We start from the raw sequence: 17,516 nt of genomic DNA, 5'->3' as shown, positions 1-17,516 counted from the left end.
AAGAGAGTATGCACAGTACGTTAACAATGGATTAAGGACTATTCCCAAGAAACGTGACAGATCGTCCTGCCTTTACTGCCAATTCATCCGTAATGGGTTGTGACGCCGCCTGGCATTGCATAGGCTTGCGCGATTGTTTCGCCTGCGCCGGGCGCAGGGCCGCTTCGAGGAGATAACCGATGGGCTTGAATAACCAGTGGATGCAACGCGACCTCGCGGTGCTGTGGCATCCCTGCACCCAGATGAAAGACCACCAGCAACTGCCGCTGATCCCGATCAAGCGCGGCGAAGGCGTATGGCTGGAAGACTTCGAAGGCAAGCGCTACCTCGATGCCGTCAGTTCCTGGTGGGTCAATGTGTTCGGCCACGCCAACCCGCGCATCAACCAGCGCATCAAGGACCAGGTGGATCAGCTGGAGCACGTGATCCTCGCCGGTTTCAGCCACCAGCCGGTGATCGAGTTGTCGGAGCGCCTGGTGGCGATGACGCCCGAGGGCCTGACGCGCTGCTTCTACGCCGACAACGGCTCGTCGTGCATCGAAGTCGCGCTGAAGATGAGCTTTCACTACTGGCTCAATCGTGGCCTGCCGAACAAGAAGCGCTTCGTCACCCTGACCAACAGCTACCACGGCGAAACCATCGCCGCGATGTCGGTGGGCGATGTGCCGTTGTTTACCGAGACCTATAAAGCCCTGCTGCTGGACACCATCAAGGTGCCGAGCCCGGATTGCTACCTGCGCCCCGAGGGCATGAGCTGGGAGGAGCACTCGCGCACCATGTTCCTGGCCATGGAGCAAACCCTGGCCGAAAACCACGCCAGCGTCGCCGCCGTGATCGTCGAGCCGCTGATCCAGGGCGCCGGCGGCATGCGCATGTACCACCCGGTGTACCTCAAGCTGCTGCGCGAAGCCTGCGACAAATATGGCGTGCACCTGATCCACGACGAAATCGCCGTAGGCTTCGGCCGCACCGGCAGCATGTTCGCCTGTGAGCAAGCCGGTATCCGCCCGGACTTTTTGTGCCTGTCCAAAGCCCTCACCGGCGGTTACTTGCCATTGGCGGCGGTTGTCACCACCGACGATGTGTACGACGCGTTCTACGACGACTACCCGACGCTGCGCGCCTTCCTGCATTCCCACAGCTACACCGGCAACCCGCTGGCGTGCGCGGCAGCCTTGGCGACCCTGGATATTTTCGAAGAAGACAACGTCATCGAGAACAACAAGGCCCTGGCCCAGCGCATGGCCACCGCCACCGCGCACCTGGTGGACCACCCGCACGTGTCGGAAGTACGCCAGACCGGCATGGTGCTGGCCATCGAGATGGTCCAGGACAAAGCCACCAAAACCGCCTACCCGTGGCAGGAACGCCGTGGCTTGAAGGTGTTCGAGCATGCACTGGAACGCGGCGCGCTGTTGCGGCCGTTGGGCAGCGTGGTGTATTTCCTGCCGCCGTATGTAATTACGCCGGAGCAGATCGACTTTTTGGCTGAAGTGGCCAGTGAAGGCATCGATATCGCCACCAACAGCAACGTCAGTGTTGCCGTGCCGAAGGACTTCCACCCAGGTTTTCGCGATCCGGGTTAATTGAGTTCACTCAACTGATCGGGTGCCGGGTCTACCGCTATCGCGGGCAAGCCCGGCTCCCACAGGTTTTGTATGATCGTTCCCACGCTCAGCGTGGGAATGCAGCCCTGGACGCTCCGCGTCCGCTCTGCACACCACTTCCAGAGAACAGAAATGAGACTGTCCCGCTTTTTCACCGACACCCCGCTCAGCATCGGCGAGCATGAATTGCCCGAAGCCCAGGCGCATTACATCAGCCGCGTATTGCGCATGGGCGAAGGCGATGCCGTGCAACTGTTCGACGGCTCCGGCCAGGAGTTTCTCGGCACCTTGCTGGAGGTCGGTAAAAAACGCGTCACCGTGCAACTCACCGAAAGCTTTGCGGGCCAGGCCGAATCACCGCTGCACATCCACCTCGGCCAAGGCCTGTCCCGGGGCGAGCGCATGGATTGGGCGATTCAGAAAGCCACCGAATTGGGTGTGAATGCAATCACGCCGATCTTCAGCGACCGCTGCGAAGTTCGCCTGAAGGATGAACGCGCCGACAAACGCCTGTTGCACTGGCGTCAGGTGGCGATCAGCGCCTGCGAGCAATGCGGGCGTTCGACAGTGCCGGTGATTCACCCGCCACTGTTACTGGCCGACTGGTTGAAGCAAGCCGACGCGGATTTGAAGCTGGTGCTGCACCCGGTGGCCGAGCCGATGGTCAGCCACGCCAAGCCATCAAGCCTGGCGTTCCTGATCGGGCCGGAAGGCGGGTTGACCGACCCTGAAGTACAAGCGGCCCAAAACGCCGGCTTCCACGCCGCCCGCCTCGGCCCGCGGGTGCTGCGCACCGAGACGGCACCCGTGGTGGCATTGGCCGTGGCCCAGCAACTCTGGGGCGACTTCTAACCCGCGCCCGATCGTTCCCACGCTCTGCGTGGGAATGCCTCCTGTGACGCTCTGCGTCACGACCTCAAAACGGACGCAGAGCGTCCAAGGCGGCATTCCCACGCGGAGCGTGGGAACGATCATTGCGTCTATCACTCCACCGGGTCACTCACCGGCCTGGCAATAATCGCCTTCAACTCGCTGGTCATCGGGAACTCCAGGTTCAGGCCCTTGGGCGGAATCGGCTGTTCAAACCAGCGCTGATAAATCCCGTTGATCTCCCCGGAGCGGTACAGGTCGGCGAGCGTTTCGTTGACCACGGCGAGAAACTGCGGGTCGTCCTTGCGCAGCATGCAGCTGTAGATCTCCCGTGATTGTTCCTTGCCCACGACGACCCAATGGTGCGGGTCACGGGCCTTGGCCCGCTCGCCGTAGAGCAGCGCATCATCCATGTAGAACGCCACTGCGCGGCCGGTCTCGAGCATTTTGAACGCTTCGCCATGGTCCTTGGCGCTGATCACAAACATATTGGCCTTGTGGTCAGCGTTGTAGCTCTTGAGAAAGCGTTCATTGGTGGTGCCGGCCGTGGTCACCACGTTCTTGCCCGCGAGGTCTTCAAAACCCTGGATGCCGCTGTCTTTGGCGGTCAGCAGTTGGCCCTTCACATAGATAAACCCGTAGGAAAACGCCACCTGCTTCTGCCGCTCGGCGGTCACACCGGTGGAGCCGCATTCCAGGTCGACGGTGCCGTTTTGCACCAGCGGAATACGGGTCTGAGAGGTCACCAGGTTGTACTTCACATTGAGTTTGGCCACCCCGATTTTCTGCTGGATGCGCTCAACGATCTTGTTCGCCAATTCCACCGAATAGCCCATGGGCGTACCGCTGCTATCGCCCACATAGGAAAACGGCACCGAGGCATCGCGATACCCCAAGGTGATCGACTTGGCATTCGCGATCTTGCTCAAGGTGCCGTCCAGCGGGGCTTGATTGGCCTGAACCTGTGCGCCAAACAACAGCCCCAGGGTGCAGCCGGTCAACAGGATTTTTTTCATTGTTATTCTCCGTTGGTCTTTTGGTTATTTACGTACAGCAATCACGCTGATTTCCACCAGCACCGTCGGGCGCGCCAGTTCGGCCTGCAAGGTGGTGCGTGTCGGCGCCATGCCCGGCGACAACCACGCGGACCACACTTCATTCATGGGTGCAAAACCGCTGCCGATGTCTTTGAGGTAAATCGTGGCGTTGAGTACGTGATCCTTGTCGCTGCCTGCTTGCGCCAGCAGTGCGTCGATCCTGGCCAGTACTTCGCGGGTTTGCGTGGCCACATCCTGGCCGTCGCCCGGCACCTGGCCCGAGAGGAACACCAAGTCCCTGAAGGTGACGGCGCCAGAGAGGCGCTCGTTGCTGCTGATTCGAGTGATGGTCATGGCTGTATCCTTAAGCGGCGCGGGGCGTGAGGCCCTGCATATCGATGGAAGGCGCGTGTTCACTGATCAGTTCGGCCAGCAATTGGCCGCTGCCGCAGGCCAGGGTGAAGCCCAGGGCGCCGTGGCCCAGGTTCAGCCACAGGTTGCGATAGGCGCTGGCGCCGATCAGCGGCACGCCGGTGGGTGTTGCCGGGCGCATGCCGGCCCATTCGACGGCGTGGGTGTAATCGCCGGCCGTTGGGAATGTCTCCATGGCCTGGCGTTTCATCAGCGCCAGGCGCTTGGGCTCAAGGCCTGCATCAAAGCCGACGATATCCACCATGGCCGCGACCCGCAGTTGCTCGCCGATGCGCGCATACACGATCTTGCGGTCATAGTCGGTGACACTCACGTTCGGCGCCTGGTGATGCGCGCCAATCGGCACGTTCAGGCTGTAACCCTTGAGCGGATACAGGGGCAATGACAACCCAGGCACACCCAATTGCGCGCTGCGATGCCCGGCCGCCAGCACCAGTTGATCCACCGCCATCACCTCGTCACCCAGCTCGATGGCCTGCACCGCGCCGTCGGCGTGGCGAATACGAGTGACCTTGCGGCCCAGCAAAAACCTGCAGCGGCCCGAGGCTTCGAGCCGGGCCGCCAGCCGTTGGCAGAAGGCGTGACAGTCAGCCACCTCCTCGTTCGGCGTGTAGATGCCACCGAGAAAGTCGGCGCCCATTAACGCTGGCTCCACCTGCACACAATCGGCCATGGACATCACCTGCTGCTGCACGCTATGGGTGACCTTGCTGCGCGCATGCTCAAAGGACGCGGCGTTACGAAACGTCACCAGTTTGCCGTTGCGCCGCCAATCGAAGCCCTCCAGGCGATCGCATTCGCGCCATTGCTCCAGCGTGGCCTGGCTCAAGGACGCCAGGCGCAGCAGGTGCGCAGCATTGCGTTTGTTCACCGAGCCACGGCATGCGCCGATAAAGGCCGCCATCCAGCGCCATTGCTGCGGGTCGAGGCGTGGGCGCAGCTTCAGCGGCGAATCACCGCGCAGCAACCAGCCGATGGCTTGCAGCGGCACACCTTTGTCGGCCAACGGCGCGACATAACGGTAGGAGAGCTGCCCGCCGTTGGCGAAACTGGTCTCGCTGCCCAGGCTGTCCCGCGCTTCGATCACTGTCACTTCATGGCCTGCACGCACCAGGGCGTAGGCACTCGCCAAGCCGATAACGCCACCACCGATGATGCAAACCCGCTTGGCCATTGCTGCCACCCGCTGTTGAATTGACTGGCACCAAGCCTAGGGCCAGGTGACAGGCCGCCGACAATGAATAAAGATGGGTCACCTATAAACAAAGGTTATGGACTTGCCATGCGCCTGCGTCATATCGAAATCTTCCAGGCGATCCGCCAGACCGGCTCCGTCAGCGCCGCCGCGCAGCTGTTGCACGTCTCGCAACCGGCGGTGACCAAGGTGCTGCAGCACGCCGAGTTGCAGTTGGGCTTTCCGTTGTTTCTGCGGGTGCGCGGCAAACTGCAGCCCACACCGGAAGCCCTGGCGCTGGAAAGCGAAGTCGAAAAAGTCACCGAAAGCCTGCAAGGCGTGCGGCGCCTGGCCAAGAGCCTGCGCCGCAAGCCGGGCCAAAGTGTGCGTATTGGTGCGATTCCAGCCCTGGCCCTGTCGTTGCTGCCGCCGGCCATTCTGGAATGGAAGCGCGACTACCCGGACATTGCCTGTGAACTGTCCAGCGACCATAGCCGCGAGCTGGTGCAGAAGCTGTTGATGCGTGAGATTGACCTGGCGCTGACGCTCAACTTCTCCGGCCATCCGGGGCTGACCACCCAGGTGCTGGCCAACGGCGTGTTGGTGGCGCTGGCGTCCAAGGGTTATTGGTCGGATGCCGAGCTGAGCAAGCCACTGCCCTTGGCTGACCTGGCGGGTGCGCCACTGGTAGGCTTGTCCAGTGCCGACCCGTTGGCCGCCAAGCTCGACAGCTACCTGGAAAACGTCGACCCACCGCCACGGGTGAGCATTGCCGTACAGACCTATTCCCTGGCCCGGGCGATGGTGGAGTCAGGTGCCGGGTTGACGGTGATCGACCCGTTCACCGCCCTCGGCGCGTCGACGGCGACCACCTGCATTCGCCCGCTGACGCCGCCATTGCCGATCACCCTGTACGCCCTGACGCGCGCTGATGAGCCGCCGCCGCATATGTTGGCGAACCTGCTGCAGATCTTCGGCAAGCGCGCCCGCGAATTGCTCGAACGCCTCTAAAAACACCACCTATCCAATGTGGGAGCTGGCTTGCCTGCGATAGCGTCGGCACATTCAACATCGCTATCGCAGGCAAGCCAGCTCCCAAAAAAAGCCAGCGTCCACAGGTCACAGCACGTAATGCATGATCGCCACAAAGTGCAGCAAACTGCCGCCGATCACAAACAAATGCCAGATCCCATGGGAATGGCGCAGGCGATCCTCCAGGGCAAAAAAGATGATGCCGACGGTGTACAACACCCCGCCCGACGCCAGCCAGGTAAACCCCGCTGTGCCCAGCGCGGCAATCAATGGCTTGACCGCCACCAGCACAATCCAGCCCATCACCGCATAGATCACAATCGACAGAATCCGCGCCTCAGACCTTGGTTTGATCTCCTGCAAAATGCCGATCACCGCCAGCCCCCACACGATTCCAAACAGCGTCCAACCCCACGGCCCGCGTAGCGTCACCAGGCAAAAGGGTGTGTAGCTGCCCGCAATCAGCAGGTAGATCGAAAAGTGATCAACCTTCTGCATGATCTCTTTTCGCCGCCCCTGCACGCTGTGATACACGGTGGACGCGCTGTACAGCACCAGCAGGGTAAAACCATAAATCGCCACACTGACGATCTTCCAGGGGCTGCCGTCCAGGCTCGCCACCACCAACATCCACACTGCGCCGACAAAAGCGGCAACCGCCCCGGCCAAGTGGCTCCAGGCGTTGAATCGTTCCCCGTGATACATGTGTCACTCACCTCGAATAACCGTTACCACATGGTTGTGCCAGAACCATTCTGACGCTACCGGCACTGTTGCAGGTAACACGCATGTCTTCATTTGCCCAAACACACACGCCGATAGCTCATTCACGTCATCCTGTGGGAGCTGGCTTGCCTGCGATAGCGGTGTGTCAGCCCATCATTCAATAACTGACAGACCTCATCGCAGGCAAGCCAGCTCCCACATACGGCAATCTCCATGGCCCGGCCCCAATATCGCCACCTGCGTGGCTTGCCGGGTGCGGTTGTGACCGTGCGCGGGCTGTACCTGTTCCCTTCGGTACACCCGCCTGGTGCTGGGCCTGTGCAGCGCATGGCTGGGAGTGAACGGGTTTTAGGGGCACAATCGACGGCATTCGAACCCGAGCCACGGCCATGCTGATCGACGAAGAATTCACCCTCAAGAAACTGGAAATCTTCCTGGCGTTCATGCGCACCGGCAACCTCGCCCGCGCCGCTGCCGAGCTGCAAACCAGCAACGTCAGCGTGCACCGTGCTATTCACTCGCTGGAAAATGCGCTGCGCTGCCCGTTGTTCAAACACGAAGGGCGCAACCTCACCCCGCTGGAAAGCGCCTACGTGCTGGAAGAACGCGCCCAAAAGCTGGTGGCCGACGTGGTCGACAGCGTGCGCCTGACCCGCGAAGCCGCCGGCTTCTCCGCCGAGCGTTTCAAGCTGGGCTCGCTGTATTCGCTGACGGTCAAAACCGTGCCGCAACTGATCATGGGCCTGAAAATCAGGCGCAGCGAACTCAATATCGACCTGATTCTGGGCTCCAACTTCGACCTGCTCTACAAGCTCAAGAACATGGAGGTGGACGCGATCCTGATCTCCCTCGACGACCACGCCAACGACCCCGACTGCGAACAGATTGCGCTGTTTTCCGACGACATCTTCCTCGCCACACCGGCCGATTCACCCTTCGACCGCGAGCAGCAGATCGACCTGGCGGATGTGCGCGACGCGACCTTCATCACCCTCACCCAAGGCTTCGCCACCCATCAGGACGGCAACCGGGTGTTCAAGCAGGCGGGGTTCGAGCCGAAGGTGGCGATGCAGGTGAACGACATTTTCACGCTGCTGAGCATGGTCAGCTCGGGTGTGGGTTATGCGTTGCTGCCGGGGCGAATCGCGGCGGTGTATGAGAACCGCGTGAAGCTCATACCGCTGCAGCCGCGGTATCGGTTGCAGCAGCATATTGGCGTGGTGTTCTTGAAGGCCAAGGAGCGTGATCCGAACTTGCTGGCGTTGCTGGCGGAGTGTCGGATGTATGCCAATCGCCAAACCTGACACCGATCGTTCCCACGCTCTGCGTGGGAATGCCTCATGTGACGCTCCGCGTCACGCCTTTAAGAGCAGACGCGGAGCGTCCAGGGCTGCATTCCCACGCGGAGCGTGGGAACGATCATTAATGAGGCCGGCTCAGGTCAGCCCACCAACCCGCGCATCAGCAAAAACAGCAACGACGGCCCCAGCAGACAGCCCAGCGCCGTATAAAACGCCGCCGTCAGGCAACCATATGGCACCAGCTTCGGATCAGTCGCCGCCAAGCCACCGGCCACACCGCTGGACGTGCCCATCAGCCCGCCGAAGATCACCGCACTGCGTGGGTTATTCAGCCCGATCAACGGCGCTACAAACGGCGTCATCACCATCACCAGAATGGCCTTGATCAACCCGGCGGCAATCGACAGCGCCATAACCTCGGAGCTGGCACCAATCGCCGCGCCCGTCACCGGGCCAACGATGTAGGTTACGGCGCCCGCACCAATGGTGGTGAGGCTCACGGCATCGGTATAACCAAACGCCATCGCCACTCCGACGCCAGCCACGAACGATGAACCCACGCCGACAAACAGCGCCAGCACGCCCACATAACCGGCGCGTTTAAGTTCATCCACACTCACGCCAAACGCCGTGGCAACAATGGCAAAGTCCCGCAGCATGGCGCCGCCCAGCAAGCCGATGCCCGACAGCAGCGGTATATCCACAACCCCCTTGGCGCCGCCGGTAAATGCGCCGCCCACATACGACAGCACCAGCCCGAGCAAAATGGCGATGGCCGAACCGTGCAGACGGCCTTTGGTGAAGGTGTCGGAGATCCAGTAGGACACCCACATGGTCAGGCCGATTACGGCAAAACCACTGATCAGGCCGTAGCCGGTGATCACTTTCATCATGGATTCGTACATGGCGATCACCCGGCTTCTTTAGTGGGAACAGCCGCAACTGGCTCACGGTTGCCGATGCGTACCAGCACCGGCACCAGGGCAAAGCCCAGCACCACCGCGAGCGTGCCGGCCAGTATTGCCATAGGCCCGCCCTTGATCGCGCCGTACACATTTTGTTGGGCCGCCATCGCTACCACAATCGGGATATATACCGCCGCCCAGAAGCTCACGCCCTGCTCCGACTTGCCGGTAAACAGCCCACGTTTGCTGAGGTAACTGCCCAGGCCGATCAACAGCAACATGGCGATACCCACCCCGCCGACGTTGGCCGGGATACCCATCCATTTGCCCAGCAATTCACCGATAAACAGGCCGATCAACGTACACAGCGCCAGAAACGCCACACCGTAAATAATCATGGTTGTTGTCCTCAAAGTGCTTCATCGAAATTGTTGTTTTTGTGCTTCGAAAGCCTTGGGTGCTGCTTTATCGGTGGCGGCGCTCCTCCTCTTGCAGCAGGGCCTGCAAGGTGTCCAGGCGTGCGCCTTCATAGGCGATTACGCTGCCTTGCTCGAAGACACGCCGGGACAGGCCGGTGAGTACCGCGCCAGGCGGCAGTTCGATTTGCAGGCGCACGCCGCGCTCGTAGGCGCTTTGCACGGTGCCGCGCCAGTCGACGATACGGCACATGTTGAAAGCCAGGTCGTCGCGCAGTTGCTCGGGGTTGTGGATAGGTCGCGCGCGGGTGCTGCTCAGGTAGGTGATGCGTGGCGCCTTGAGCGTTACAAACGCCTGCGCCAATGCCTCGGCGGGTTCGTTCAGCAGCACGCAATGGGATGGCACGCTCACGGCCAGGCGTTTGGCCACGCCGTTGCCTTTGATGCGTTGTGCGACACGCTGCATGGCTTCGTCACTGCCGGCGATGACGGTCTGGTTGTCGGCGTTGATATTGGCCAGGTACACCGGGGTTTGCGGGCTGTGGATTTCGGCCAGCAGCGTTTCGACTGTGGATAACTGCGGGCCGATGATCGCGGTCATGCCAAAGCCTTGTGGATAAGCGTTTTGCATCAGTTCGCCGCGCAGGCTCACCAGCTTTACCGCATCGGCAAACTCCAGCGCACCAGCGATAACGGCGGCCGGGTAGGCGCCGATGGACAGGCCCGCCACGTAATCGGGCGTGTGTTGCAATTGGCGGGCATGAGCCACGCCGGTGATCAACAGGCAGAGTTGCACCGCACGCGTACTGGCCAGGGCTTGGGCCGAATCGAGCAGGCTTGCGTCTTCGCCCAGTGCATCACTGGCCTCTTCCAGGACGTGGGCAGGCAATGCTTGCAGCATGCCCGCGCGCTGGGCGCCCTGCCCTGGAAATACCAGAAGGCTGCTCATGCCACGGCCTGCCAGGGGTCGAGTACAAGGTGCGCGCCGTGGGTGGTTTTAAGCAGCACCCGGCGTGATTCACCTGCCCACTCGCGCAAAGCGACAGCACCGAATGGGGTTTGCAATTGCAGGTCGACGGCGCATTCGGCCGCGTCCAACAACGCCAGCAGAGTGCGTGCAGCGATGCGCTCAAGTGGCTCGGGCGTGCACAGCATCAAATCCAGATCGCTTTGGGCATGCAGTGCTTCAATGCCGCTGGCCAGTTCAAAGCCCGCACTGCCGGTGACGCCCCAGTCTTGTTGCGCCAACACCGGGCGCAGTTGATCCAGTGCGCGCAGTGCCGGCAAATCCCGTGACGAGATCACACTGCGCAAGTCTTGCGGCTTCACACGTCGTTGCACCGCCAAAAGGGGCATCACCGCCGCAAACCGCTGTTCACGCAAGCGCCCGCGCACACCGACGGCCACGTAACCCGGCTCGGCCATGGCGCGACGCACCACCACCGGGTGACCGGCGCTGATCGCCTCGTGTACCCAGGCTGGCGCGTCAACAGGCAGATGCGCCGAGGTCATGCCCCAGAGCAAGTCGTGGGCGTTCACCATTGCTCCCGCAGCAGTTGGCGTACATGGCTGGAAGCTGCACGATTGCTCGCACCGAGGCGCCCTTTCAGATCCGGGCTGTGGATATCTTCAATGGCGTGCAACAGGCAATCGCTGACCCGCGTCACGTCGTCCGCCGTGGGCTGTTCAATCCGGCTGACCGACAGGGTTTCCCAAAGCAAACCGAGGCTGGCGTAGCTGTCGATGTCATAGGCCATGGGCGGCACGCTGGCGGCCAAGGCTTCGAGTTCTTCAACACTGCGCAAGGTCACCCGCGCCGCCGAGGCTTTGCCCATGGCATGCACCATCACGCCAGGGTCACGCAGGGCGATCATGCGGTTGGCCTGATAGCCGTGGGCGAGAAACGCACCGGACATGGCTTTGCCCACCAGCAGCGCAATCACCGGGTGCCCGGCCAAGCGAGCGCGGGCATAGCTGTCGGCGGCGGCGGCCAGGGCCTGATGGATACCGAGGGCTTCTTCGCGACGGCCATAGGCCTGGCTCGGCACATCGACGATGGCGATGATGGGGCGTTTGTCGCCCTTCTCGATGGCTTCGTCGACAGCCTTGGCAAGGCCCCAGCCCTCCAGTAAACCGACTTCGCCGTTGCGCGCACGCGGGAAACGATTTTGCGCGTCGGTGACCACGGCAATAAAACGCACGGCCTGCTCACCCACTACGCCGTCTGCAACCCTCAAAGAGTCCGGCAACCCTTCGACAGGCGCTGCGCCAGCGCTCAATGCGTTGAACCACTGCAAACCTCTCATGGGCGTTCTCCTTGGTACAGGTCGCGCACCGTCGCGGGGTCTATTTGCGGCGTTGCGTCCAGCTCGGTAAGGCGCGCCAGGTAGAAGTCGATCTGACGGCTGCGCTGTTGCTCGGGCAAACCCTGTTGCAGCAAAGCGCTGACGGTCTGTTGGATCTGCGCCACATCGTCCGCCACATAACGGTCGGCCAGGCCGCTGTTGAAGCGTTGTTCGCCGCCAGTAAGGCTCCAGATAAACGGCCGGTCGCGGGAGTCGTACTCTTCCAGGCCCGCTTCCTGCTCGATCACTTGCGGGCCATTCAAGCCCAGGCGTGCTTCACGGGTGACCACCAGATAACTGCACAACCCGGCGGCGATGGACATGCCACCAAAACAACCGACGCTGCCCGCCACCACGCCGATCACCGGCTGGTACTGGCGCAGGTCGACAATCGCCGCATGGATATCGGCAATCGCCGCCAGCCCAAGGTTGGCTTCCTGCAAGCGCACACCGCCGGTTTCCAGCAGCAGCACGGCACGGGTCGGAACACCGTTGCGGTTGTCTTCAGCCGCCAGTTCGAGGGCACCGGCGATTTTTGCGCCGCCCACTTCACCGAGGCTGCCGCCCTGGAAATTGCCTTCAATGGCAGCAATCACCACCGGCAACCCGGCGATGCTGCCCTTGGCGATCACCACGCCGTCATCCGCTTGCGGCACCACGCCTTGACGGCTGAGCCACGGCGACATCACGCGCTGGAACGGGTCGATCAGTTCGCGGTAAGTGCCGCTGTCCAGCAGCGCCTTGGCCCGCTGCCGGGCGCCGAGTTCGACGAAGCTGTGCTTGTTGAGTAAATCAGTCATGGCCGATCTCCTCGAAACCCTGTTCCAGGCGCAAACGCACCACGCCGGGGGTGGCGCCGAAGTCGTGGATATCAATCTTCAAGGCCGGCGGCGTGTGTTCCTGGAAGATCCGTTCGAACAGGTGCTGCCAGCGTTGCTCGGCGCCATTCACGGACGTCTGCACTTGAATGGTCAGTGTGCCGGGCGTGCCCGGCTCCAGCAGCACTTCCAGGTCGCCGGAGCCGACACAACCCACCAGCGCACGGCCTTTGGGCGGCTGCCCGGCGGGGAATTCAAAGGATAAGGTTTCCATCACAACGCTCCGTCGAGGCGGTCGATAAACAGGCAGGCGGCCAACAGGTCGGCGGCGCCGCCAGGCGAGGCATTCAGGGCCAGGAGTTGCTGGTCGAGGTCGTGCAATTGGCGGCGCCCGGCTAGGCTTGCGCTGCCGCCTGCATCCAGCACCGCCTGGGCGCCGCGCTGCATGGCGAGCAAGCCTTCGGTGCCGGCGCGGTAGAGCACGCAGGTGTCGGCAAGGTCGGTCATTATCGCGAGCAAGGCGTCCAGACGCGCATTCTGTTCACCGGCGTTTTGCCGGCGGCTTTTGTGCAGTTGCGGCAGGCCGCGTTGCACCACGGCAGGGAAGCCCAATTGCGCTTCTTCACGGGCGCCGCGTGCGCCGTAGCGCTGCGCGACTTGGGCGCCATGGCTCAGCGGTTGCGGGGCGAAACGGTCGTTGAGCAAGGCCAGTCTGGCAGCGGTGAGCGTGACGGCGCGTGGTGCCAGAGCCGCTGCGGCAGTGAGCAAACCGAGTGCCCAGATCGCGCCGCGATGGGTATTCACGCCGCTGGTGGTAGCGAGCATGGCTTGCTCACCTTCGCGACCGATGCGCCCGAGGGCTTCGCGCAAGGGCAATCCCACTTCACCAAACTCAAGCGCCGCTTCGGCCATTTCCTTGAACATCGGCCACAACGACAGCGCCGAGGCGTGCATCAGGCCCAGGTGCAAATCGCTATGGGCGCCATTGCCGCGACGGTCTACCAATGCGGGTTTGGGCGACAGGTCGGCCTCATCAATCAAGGCGTCCACGGCCATATCCGCCAGGCGATCGGCGAGGCTCAATTCATGCAGTTTGAGGGCGCGCATTTACCAGCTCCTGAACTTGGCAGGCGGGTTGTACAGGCCACCGGACCAGTCCACCAGGTCGGCCACGCTCTTGGCGGCGAGCAGCTCGCGGGTGGCGTCGGTGCGGCGGATGCCGAGGTCTTCGGGCAAGGCGATCAAACCTTCGCGGCGCATGCGCGCGGTGTCCTTGGGGTTGTGGCGCAGGCCGATGGCGGTGACGCCTGCAACCGCGGCGATCATCGCCTGGCGCTCTTCCAGCGAGCGCGCCTTATACAGATAGGCGATGCCTTCTTCGGTGAGCAGGTGAGTGACGTCGTCGCCGTAGATCATGATCGGCGCCAGCGGCATGCCGCTTTTGCGCGCCACTTCCACGGCGTCGAGGGTTTCGACGAAGGTGGGTTTGCCGCCTTCCTGGAAGGTCTCGACCATTTGCACCACGAGCTTTTTGCCGCGTTCCAGCAAGGCCTCCGGCGCGTCGTCGTGGCGCATATCGAGCCAGGCCGGCGTGCCGTGACGGCGGCCACGTGGGTCGTGGCCCATGTTCGGCGCGCCACCAAAACCGGCGAGACGGCCACGGGTCACGGTGCTGGAATGCCCGTCGCCGTCCACTTGCAGGGTGGCGCCGATAAACAGGTCCACCGCGTATTGGCCGGCGAGTTGGCAGAACATCCGGTTGGAACGCATCGAGCCGTCGCGGCCGGTGAAGAACACATCCGGGCGGGCGGCGATGTAGTTTTCCATGCCCAGTTCGGTGCCGAAGCAATGCACGCTTTCCACCCAGCCGCTTTCAATCGCGGGGATCAACGTTGGGTGCGGGTTGAGGGTCCAGTTGCGGCAGATTTTGCCCTTCAGGCCCAGGGATTCGCCGTAGGTCGGCAGGATCAACTCAATGGCCGCGGTGTTGAAACCAATGCCGTGGTTGAGCGACTGCACATTGTGTTTTTCGTAGATGCCACGGATCGCCATCATCGCCATCAGCACGTGCACCGGCTTGATATGACGCGGGTCGCGGGTGAACAGCGGTTCGATGTAGAACGGCTTGTCGGCCACCACCACAAAATCCACCCAGCTTGCCGGGATGTCGACGCGGGGCAAGTCCGTGACGTCATCCACCAACTGGTTGACCTGCACGATGACGATGCCGTCGCTGAAGGCGGCGGGCTCGATCAGTGCCGGCGTGTCTTCGGTGCTGGCGCCGGTGTAGATATTACCGGCGCGGTCGGCCATGAAACCGGCCGAAAGCACCACGTTGGGGATCAAGTCCACCACCAGCCGTGCATAGAGTTCGATGTAGGTGTGGATCGCGCCGATTTCCAGCAGGCCGTCTTCGAGCAACTGGCTGATGCGCAGGGATTGGGTGCCGGCAAACGAGAAATCCAGTTTGCGCGCGATGCCTTTTTCAAACAGGTCCAGGTGCTCGGAACGGCCGACACTGGGCATGATCATGTGCAAATCGTGGAGCTTGGCCGGGTCGGCCTTGGCCAGGGAGCGCGAGAGAAAATCGGCCTGCTTTTGGTTATTGCCTTCCAGCACCACACGGTCGCCGGGCAGGATCAGTGCTTCCAGCGCCTCGACGATTTTGTCACTGGGCAACACCGCCCCGTCTGCGTACTTTTTGACCAGCCCGAGCCGCCGCTGCTTCTCGTCGCGCCGCCGCGTCCAGCGCGAATCGGGGGTGATGGTTGTTGTCATGGTCGCTCCACGGGGTTTGCTGTCGTGGGCTGTACCTTAGGAGTGAATGTGGGGGGCATCAATCAAGCCCGGCGGCGGATCGTTACGGTTGGAGTAACGGACCATCAGCTGATGCTCGATTCGAGCCAAATTAAACTCAAAATGTGGGAGCGGGTTTGCTCGCGAATGCAGGGTGTCAGGCGGTACATCTCTAACTGACCCACCGCATTCGCGAGCAAGCCCGCTCCCACATTTGTTCGGTGGTGTTCAGGGGGATCGAATTACCGCCACCACTGATCAGCCAACACTTCTTCCACTTTGCCCAGCAGCATCGTCGCGCCTTCCATCATTTGCCTTGCTGTCCATCCATGGACTCCTGAGGGTTGCCCCCCATCAGATTGATCTTGTCCTGCTGCACGACCCGCTGCACAAAACTGTTCCCGGCACTCCATTTGCTGGTCCAGTCTTCAGGGGTGTAAAGCGTCGGGTTGATGGTGCGGCCCAGCTGCTCTTCCAGCGGCATGAGCTGCTCCATGACTTCACTGTAGTTGAGGCTCTGGCCGATCAGCATAAGATCTATGTCACTGGATGAGTGCGCCTCGCCCTTGGCGATGGAGCCGTAGATAAAGGCCCAGGTTATCTGCTTCGCGAACGGTGCCAATGCATTGCGCAAGGGTTCGTCCAGGCTCAGGGTTTTGCGCACGATGGCCAACAACTCCGAGTAAATTGGGCATTGGGGGTTGGCTTGATAGTGGGTCTGATTGCCTTGGCGCGTCATGCTCAAAATGCCCGCCAGCTGCAAACGCTCCAGCTCGCGGGTGAGGCTGCCTTTGCCCACTTGAGCCGAGCGTGCGATTTCATTGGTGTAGAAACTTTGATCGGGCTTGCCGAAGAGCAGGCCCAGCACTTTTTGCTGGGTGTTGGTGAAGAGTGCAGTGCTGAGCGACAAGGTTTGCATGGCAGAGGTCAAAGAGTCCCAAAAAGGGAACGATAGGTCCCTTTTTGGGAACGATCAAGTAATCCGTGACCTACGGCTACATTTAGACTGCCGCACAAAGTCCCTGTGGGAGCTGGCTTGCCTGCGATGGGGGTGGGTCAGCAATGAAGTTATGGGCTGACAGTCCGCTATCGCAGGCAAGCCAGCTCCCACATTTGCTCGAGGTGCTTGTTAGATAGCGGTCCCTTTTTGGGACTGCTTAGCCAAGGCTGACTTGTTCCAGTGCTCTATCGACCAACAGCTGACTCAGCTCCGCCATTTGCTGAATCGCCAACATGCTTGCGCGCTGGGCGGGGTCCAGGTCGAAGGCAAGGTGGCAGGTCAGTGCATTGAGGGAGCACAGGGTTTCGCTGGCGTTGGCCAGTAGAGCTTCGGTGTTTTGGTGGGGGTTTACGGTGAAGAGGGGCGGATTAGGGGTAGGTTTAACCATGATTTACAGCTCCGATATGTGATGGAGGCTGCCCTCTTCCGCTTGCACGCGAATTAAGGTGGCAGCTGTGCGCAGGTGTGCAAGACCGGGCATATCGGACCCCGGCAGACCCCAAGGGGTCTCCCGCGCACAGCCGCCATAACAAATACAGCGAGCATAAAAAACGCCCGTTGAATGGCTATGGGCGTTGGTGCGCCGATATGTAACCGGACTTGCACGTCCGTGTCACCGTTTTTCGATGACGGGACGAAGACTAGCCGCCATGACTACCCACAACAAGTTCATGCACAGCTCGAAATCTTGCAGGAAAATTCCGAAGGCTGGGCACAACGCTCACGGCAAAAACGCTTCCTGTGGCGAGCGGGCTTTCGATCGTTCCCACGCTCCGCGTGGGAATGCCGCCTGGGACGCTCCGCGTCCCGCCAGGCAGTGCAAGGCTCAAGACCAGCGCAGGGGTGACGCGGAGCGTCACGGGATGCATTCCCACGCGGAGCGTGGGAACGATCATCGCCGTCAGGCCAGGCCAGATTCGACCAACAACGCCTCCAACCCCATCAAGTCCGACACCTTCGCCACGTGCTCGCCCACCTGCACTGCCGCAAGTTCCAGCGGGCACAGTGGCACGTCGATCGTTCCCACGCTCCGCGTGGGAATGCCGCCTGGGACGCT

Annotated in this window: 19 protein-coding genes and 1 pseudogene; 4 read left to right on the top strand and 16 right to left on the bottom strand. The window is 61.7% G+C overall.

What is annotated here, in order from left to right; all coding sequences use genetic code 11:
- Positions 1–179 precede the first annotated feature (179 nt).
- Both AOA59_RS17500 and AOA59_RS17495 read left to right on the top strand, forming a co-directional pair.
- Positions 180–1,586 (top strand): adenosylmethionine--8-amino-7-oxononanoate transaminase, encoded by a 1,407-nt coding sequence (locus AOA59_RS17500; protein WP_099488477.1) that lies wholly within the window; start codon positions 180–182, stop codon positions 1,584–1,586.
- A gap of 153 nt (positions 1,587–1,739) precedes the next feature.
- Positions 1,740–2,459, top strand: a complete 720-nt coding sequence (locus AOA59_RS17495; RefSeq protein ID WP_099488476.1) for a 16S rRNA (uracil(1498)-N(3))-methyltransferase — start codon at positions 1,740–1,742, stop codon at positions 2,457–2,459.
- A 131-nt stretch (positions 2,460–2,590) separates the two neighbouring features.
- Here AOA59_RS17495 and AOA59_RS17490 read toward each other — a convergent pair whose 3' ends face one another.
- From AOA59_RS17490 to AOA59_RS17480, 3 genes are read right to left on the bottom strand one after another with little or no spacing between them, the layout of a single operon-like run.
- Positions 2,591–3,493 (bottom strand): transporter substrate-binding domain-containing protein, encoded by a 903-nt coding sequence (locus tag AOA59_RS17490; protein WP_065912171.1) that lies wholly within the window; start codon positions 3,491–3,493, stop codon positions 2,591–2,593.
- Between the two features lie 24 nt (positions 3,494–3,517).
- Entirely contained in the window at positions 3,518–3,868 is a 351-nt protein-coding gene (locus AOA59_RS17485) for a RidA family protein (RefSeq protein ID WP_099488474.1), read from the bottom strand.
- A 10-nt stretch (positions 3,869–3,878) separates the two neighbouring features.
- Positions 3,879–5,120, bottom strand: coding sequence for a D-amino acid dehydrogenase (locus AOA59_RS17480; protein ID WP_099488472.1), 1,242 nt, complete (start codon positions 5,118–5,120; stop codon positions 3,879–3,881).
- Positions 5,121–5,228: 108 nt separating this feature from the next.
- Between AOA59_RS17480 and AOA59_RS17475 the strand changes: the two genes are divergently transcribed.
- Positions 5,229–6,131, top strand: coding sequence for a LysR family transcriptional regulator (locus AOA59_RS17475; RefSeq protein ID WP_065912174.1), 903 nt, complete (start codon positions 5,229–5,231; stop codon positions 6,129–6,131).
- Positions 6,132–6,239: 108 nt separating this feature from the next.
- On the opposite strand, the gene AOA59_RS17470 is transcribed toward AOA59_RS17475, so the two are convergent.
- On the bottom strand, positions 6,240–6,857 hold the full coding sequence (locus AOA59_RS17470; protein ID WP_099488470.1) for a hemolysin III family protein: 618 nt from the start codon (positions 6,855–6,857) through the stop codon (positions 6,240–6,242).
- A gap of 410 nt (positions 6,858–7,267) precedes the next feature.
- Here AOA59_RS17470 and AOA59_RS17465 point away from each other — a divergent pair, with 410 nt between their 5' ends.
- A complete protein-coding gene (locus tag AOA59_RS17465; protein WP_017139426.1) occupies positions 7,268–8,182 on the top strand; it encodes a LysR substrate-binding domain-containing protein in 915 nt (304 codons plus the stop codon).
- A gap of 137 nt (positions 8,183–8,319) precedes the next feature.
- Here the strand turns inward: AOA59_RS17465 and madM are convergent, their stop codons facing one another.
- The 12 genes and pseudogenes from madM to AOA59_RS17405 all read right to left on the bottom strand — a co-directional run.
- Positions 8,320–9,084, bottom strand: coding sequence for a malonate transporter subunit MadM (gene madM, locus AOA59_RS17460; protein ID WP_056857769.1), 765 nt, complete (start codon positions 9,082–9,084; stop codon positions 8,320–8,322).
- 5 nt (positions 9,085–9,089) lie between these two features.
- Entirely contained in the window at positions 9,090–9,482 is a 393-nt protein-coding gene (gene madL / locus AOA59_RS17455; protein WP_099488469.1) for a malonate transporter subunit MadL, read from the bottom strand.
- 67 nt (positions 9,483–9,549) lie between these two features.
- Positions 9,550–10,449, bottom strand: coding sequence for a malonate decarboxylase subunit epsilon (gene mdcH / locus AOA59_RS17450; RefSeq protein WP_069787063.1), 900 nt, complete (start codon positions 10,447–10,449; stop codon positions 9,550–9,552).
- Positions 10,446–11,042, bottom strand: a complete 597-nt coding sequence (locus AOA59_RS17445) for a malonate decarboxylase holo-ACP synthase (protein ID WP_099488467.1) — start codon at positions 11,040–11,042, stop codon at positions 10,446–10,448. The genes mdcH and AOA59_RS17445 overlap by 4 nt, the downstream gene beginning before the upstream one ends.
- Positions 11,036–11,806 (bottom strand): biotin-independent malonate decarboxylase subunit gamma, encoded by a 771-nt coding sequence (mdcE, locus tag AOA59_RS17440; protein ID WP_099488465.1) that lies wholly within the window; start codon positions 11,804–11,806, stop codon positions 11,036–11,038. Before mdcE ends, AOA59_RS17445 begins: the two co-directional genes overlap by 7 nt.
- On the bottom strand, positions 11,803–12,645 hold the full coding sequence (locus AOA59_RS17435; protein ID WP_099488463.1) for a biotin-independent malonate decarboxylase subunit beta: 843 nt from the start codon (positions 12,643–12,645) through the stop codon (positions 11,803–11,805). The genes mdcE and AOA59_RS17435 overlap by 4 nt, the downstream gene beginning before the upstream one ends.
- Positions 12,638–12,937, bottom strand: coding sequence for a malonate decarboxylase subunit delta (locus tag AOA59_RS17430; RefSeq protein ID WP_056857713.1), 300 nt, complete (start codon positions 12,935–12,937; stop codon positions 12,638–12,640). The genes AOA59_RS17435 and AOA59_RS17430 overlap by 8 nt, the downstream gene beginning before the upstream one ends.
- Positions 12,937–13,770, bottom strand: coding sequence for a triphosphoribosyl-dephospho-CoA synthase (locus AOA59_RS17425; RefSeq protein WP_099488462.1), 834 nt, complete (start codon positions 13,768–13,770; stop codon positions 12,937–12,939). The genes AOA59_RS17430 and AOA59_RS17425 overlap by 1 nt, the downstream gene beginning before the upstream one ends.
- Positions 13,771–15,441: a malonate decarboxylase subunit alpha gene (gene mdcA / locus AOA59_RS17420; RefSeq protein ID WP_065912182.1), complete on the bottom strand. Its 1,671-nt coding sequence runs from the start codon at positions 15,439–15,441 to the stop codon at positions 13,771–13,773.
- Positions 15,442–15,766: 325 nt separating this feature from the next.
- The gene (locus tag AOA59_RS17415; protein WP_099488460.1) at positions 15,767–16,378 is read right to left on the bottom strand and encodes a nucleotidyltransferase domain-containing protein; all 612 of its coding nucleotides are present in this window, start codon (positions 16,376–16,378) and stop codon (positions 15,767–15,769) included.
- A 238-nt stretch (positions 16,379–16,616) separates the two neighbouring features.
- Positions 16,617–16,847, bottom strand: coding sequence for a DUF6124 family protein (locus AOA59_RS17410; RefSeq protein WP_099488458.1), 231 nt, complete (start codon positions 16,845–16,847; stop codon positions 16,617–16,619).
- A 513-nt stretch (positions 16,848–17,360) separates the two neighbouring features.
- Positions 17,361–17,474 (bottom strand): annotated as a pseudogene (locus tag AOA59_RS17405) (chemotaxis protein CheW); the annotation flags it as partial.
- Between the last annotated feature and the right edge of the window lie 42 nt (positions 17,475–17,516).

The sequence above is a fragment of the Pseudomonas sp. 2822-15 genome (assembly GCF_002742515.1).
Classification (GTDB): domain Bacteria; phylum Pseudomonadota; class Gammaproteobacteria; order Pseudomonadales; family Pseudomonadaceae; genus Aquipseudomonas; species Aquipseudomonas salomonii.
Note: the sequence above shows the minus strand (reverse complement) of the source record. Positions and strands in the feature narration are given on the sequence as shown.

Coding starts and splice junctions, on each gene's coding strand:
- AOA59_RS17445 (WP_099488467.1), bottom strand. CDS start 11,042: ATGGTGAACGCCCACGACTTGCTCTGGGGCATGACCTCGGCGCATCTG.
- AOA59_RS17490 (WP_065912171.1), bottom strand. CDS start 3,493: ATGAAAAAAATCCTGTTGACCGGCTGCACCCTGGGGCTGTTGTTTGGC.
- AOA59_RS17495 (WP_099488476.1), top strand. CDS start 1,740: ATGAGACTGTCCCGCTTTTTCACCGACACCCCGCTCAGCATCGGCGAG.
- madM (WP_056857769.1), bottom strand. CDS start 9,084: ATGTACGAATCCATGATGAAAGTGATCACCGGCTACGGCCTGATCAGT.
- AOA59_RS17435 (WP_099488463.1), bottom strand. CDS start 12,645: ATGACTGATTTACTCAACAAGCACAGCTTCGTCGAACTCGGCGCCCGG.
- AOA59_RS17480 (WP_099488472.1), bottom strand. CDS start 5,120: ATGGCCAAGCGGGTTTGCATCATCGGTGGTGGCGTTATCGGCTTGGCG.
- AOA59_RS17465 (WP_017139426.1), top strand. CDS start 7,268: ATGCTGATCGACGAAGAATTCACCCTCAAGAAACTGGAAATCTTCCTG.
- AOA59_RS17475 (WP_065912174.1), top strand. CDS start 5,229: ATGCGCCTGCGTCATATCGAAATCTTCCAGGCGATCCGCCAGACCGGC.
- mdcA (WP_065912182.1), bottom strand. CDS start 15,441: ATGACAACAACCATCACCCCCGATTCGCGCTGGACGCGGCGGCGCGAC.
- AOA59_RS17430 (WP_056857713.1), bottom strand. CDS start 12,937: ATGGAAACCTTATCCTTTGAATTCCCCGCCGGGCAGCCGCCCAAAGGC.
- AOA59_RS17470 (WP_099488470.1), bottom strand. CDS start 6,857: ATGTATCACGGGGAACGATTCAACGCCTGGAGCCACTTGGCCGGGGCG.
- mdcE (WP_099488465.1), bottom strand. CDS start 11,806: ATGAGAGGTTTGCAGTGGTTCAACGCATTGAGCGCTGGCGCAGCGCCT.
- AOA59_RS17425 (WP_099488462.1), bottom strand. CDS start 13,770: ATGCGCGCCCTCAAACTGCATGAATTGAGCCTCGCCGATCGCCTGGCG.
- AOA59_RS17485 (WP_099488474.1), bottom strand. CDS start 3,868: ATGACCATCACTCGAATCAGCAGCAACGAGCGCCTCTCTGGCGCCGTC.
- AOA59_RS17500 (WP_099488477.1), top strand. CDS start 180: ATGGGCTTGAATAACCAGTGGATGCAACGCGACCTCGCGGTGCTGTGG.
- AOA59_RS17415 (WP_099488460.1), bottom strand. CDS start 16,378: ATGCAAACCTTGTCGCTCAGCACTGCACTCTTCACCAACACCCAGCAA.
- madL (WP_099488469.1), bottom strand. CDS start 9,482: ATGATTATTTACGGTGTGGCGTTTCTGGCGCTGTGTACGTTGATCGGC.
- mdcH (WP_069787063.1), bottom strand. CDS start 10,449: ATGAGCAGCCTTCTGGTATTTCCAGGGCAGGGCGCCCAGCGCGCGGGC.
- AOA59_RS17410 (WP_099488458.1), bottom strand. CDS start 16,847: ATGGTTAAACCTACCCCTAATCCGCCCCTCTTCACCGTAAACCCCCAC.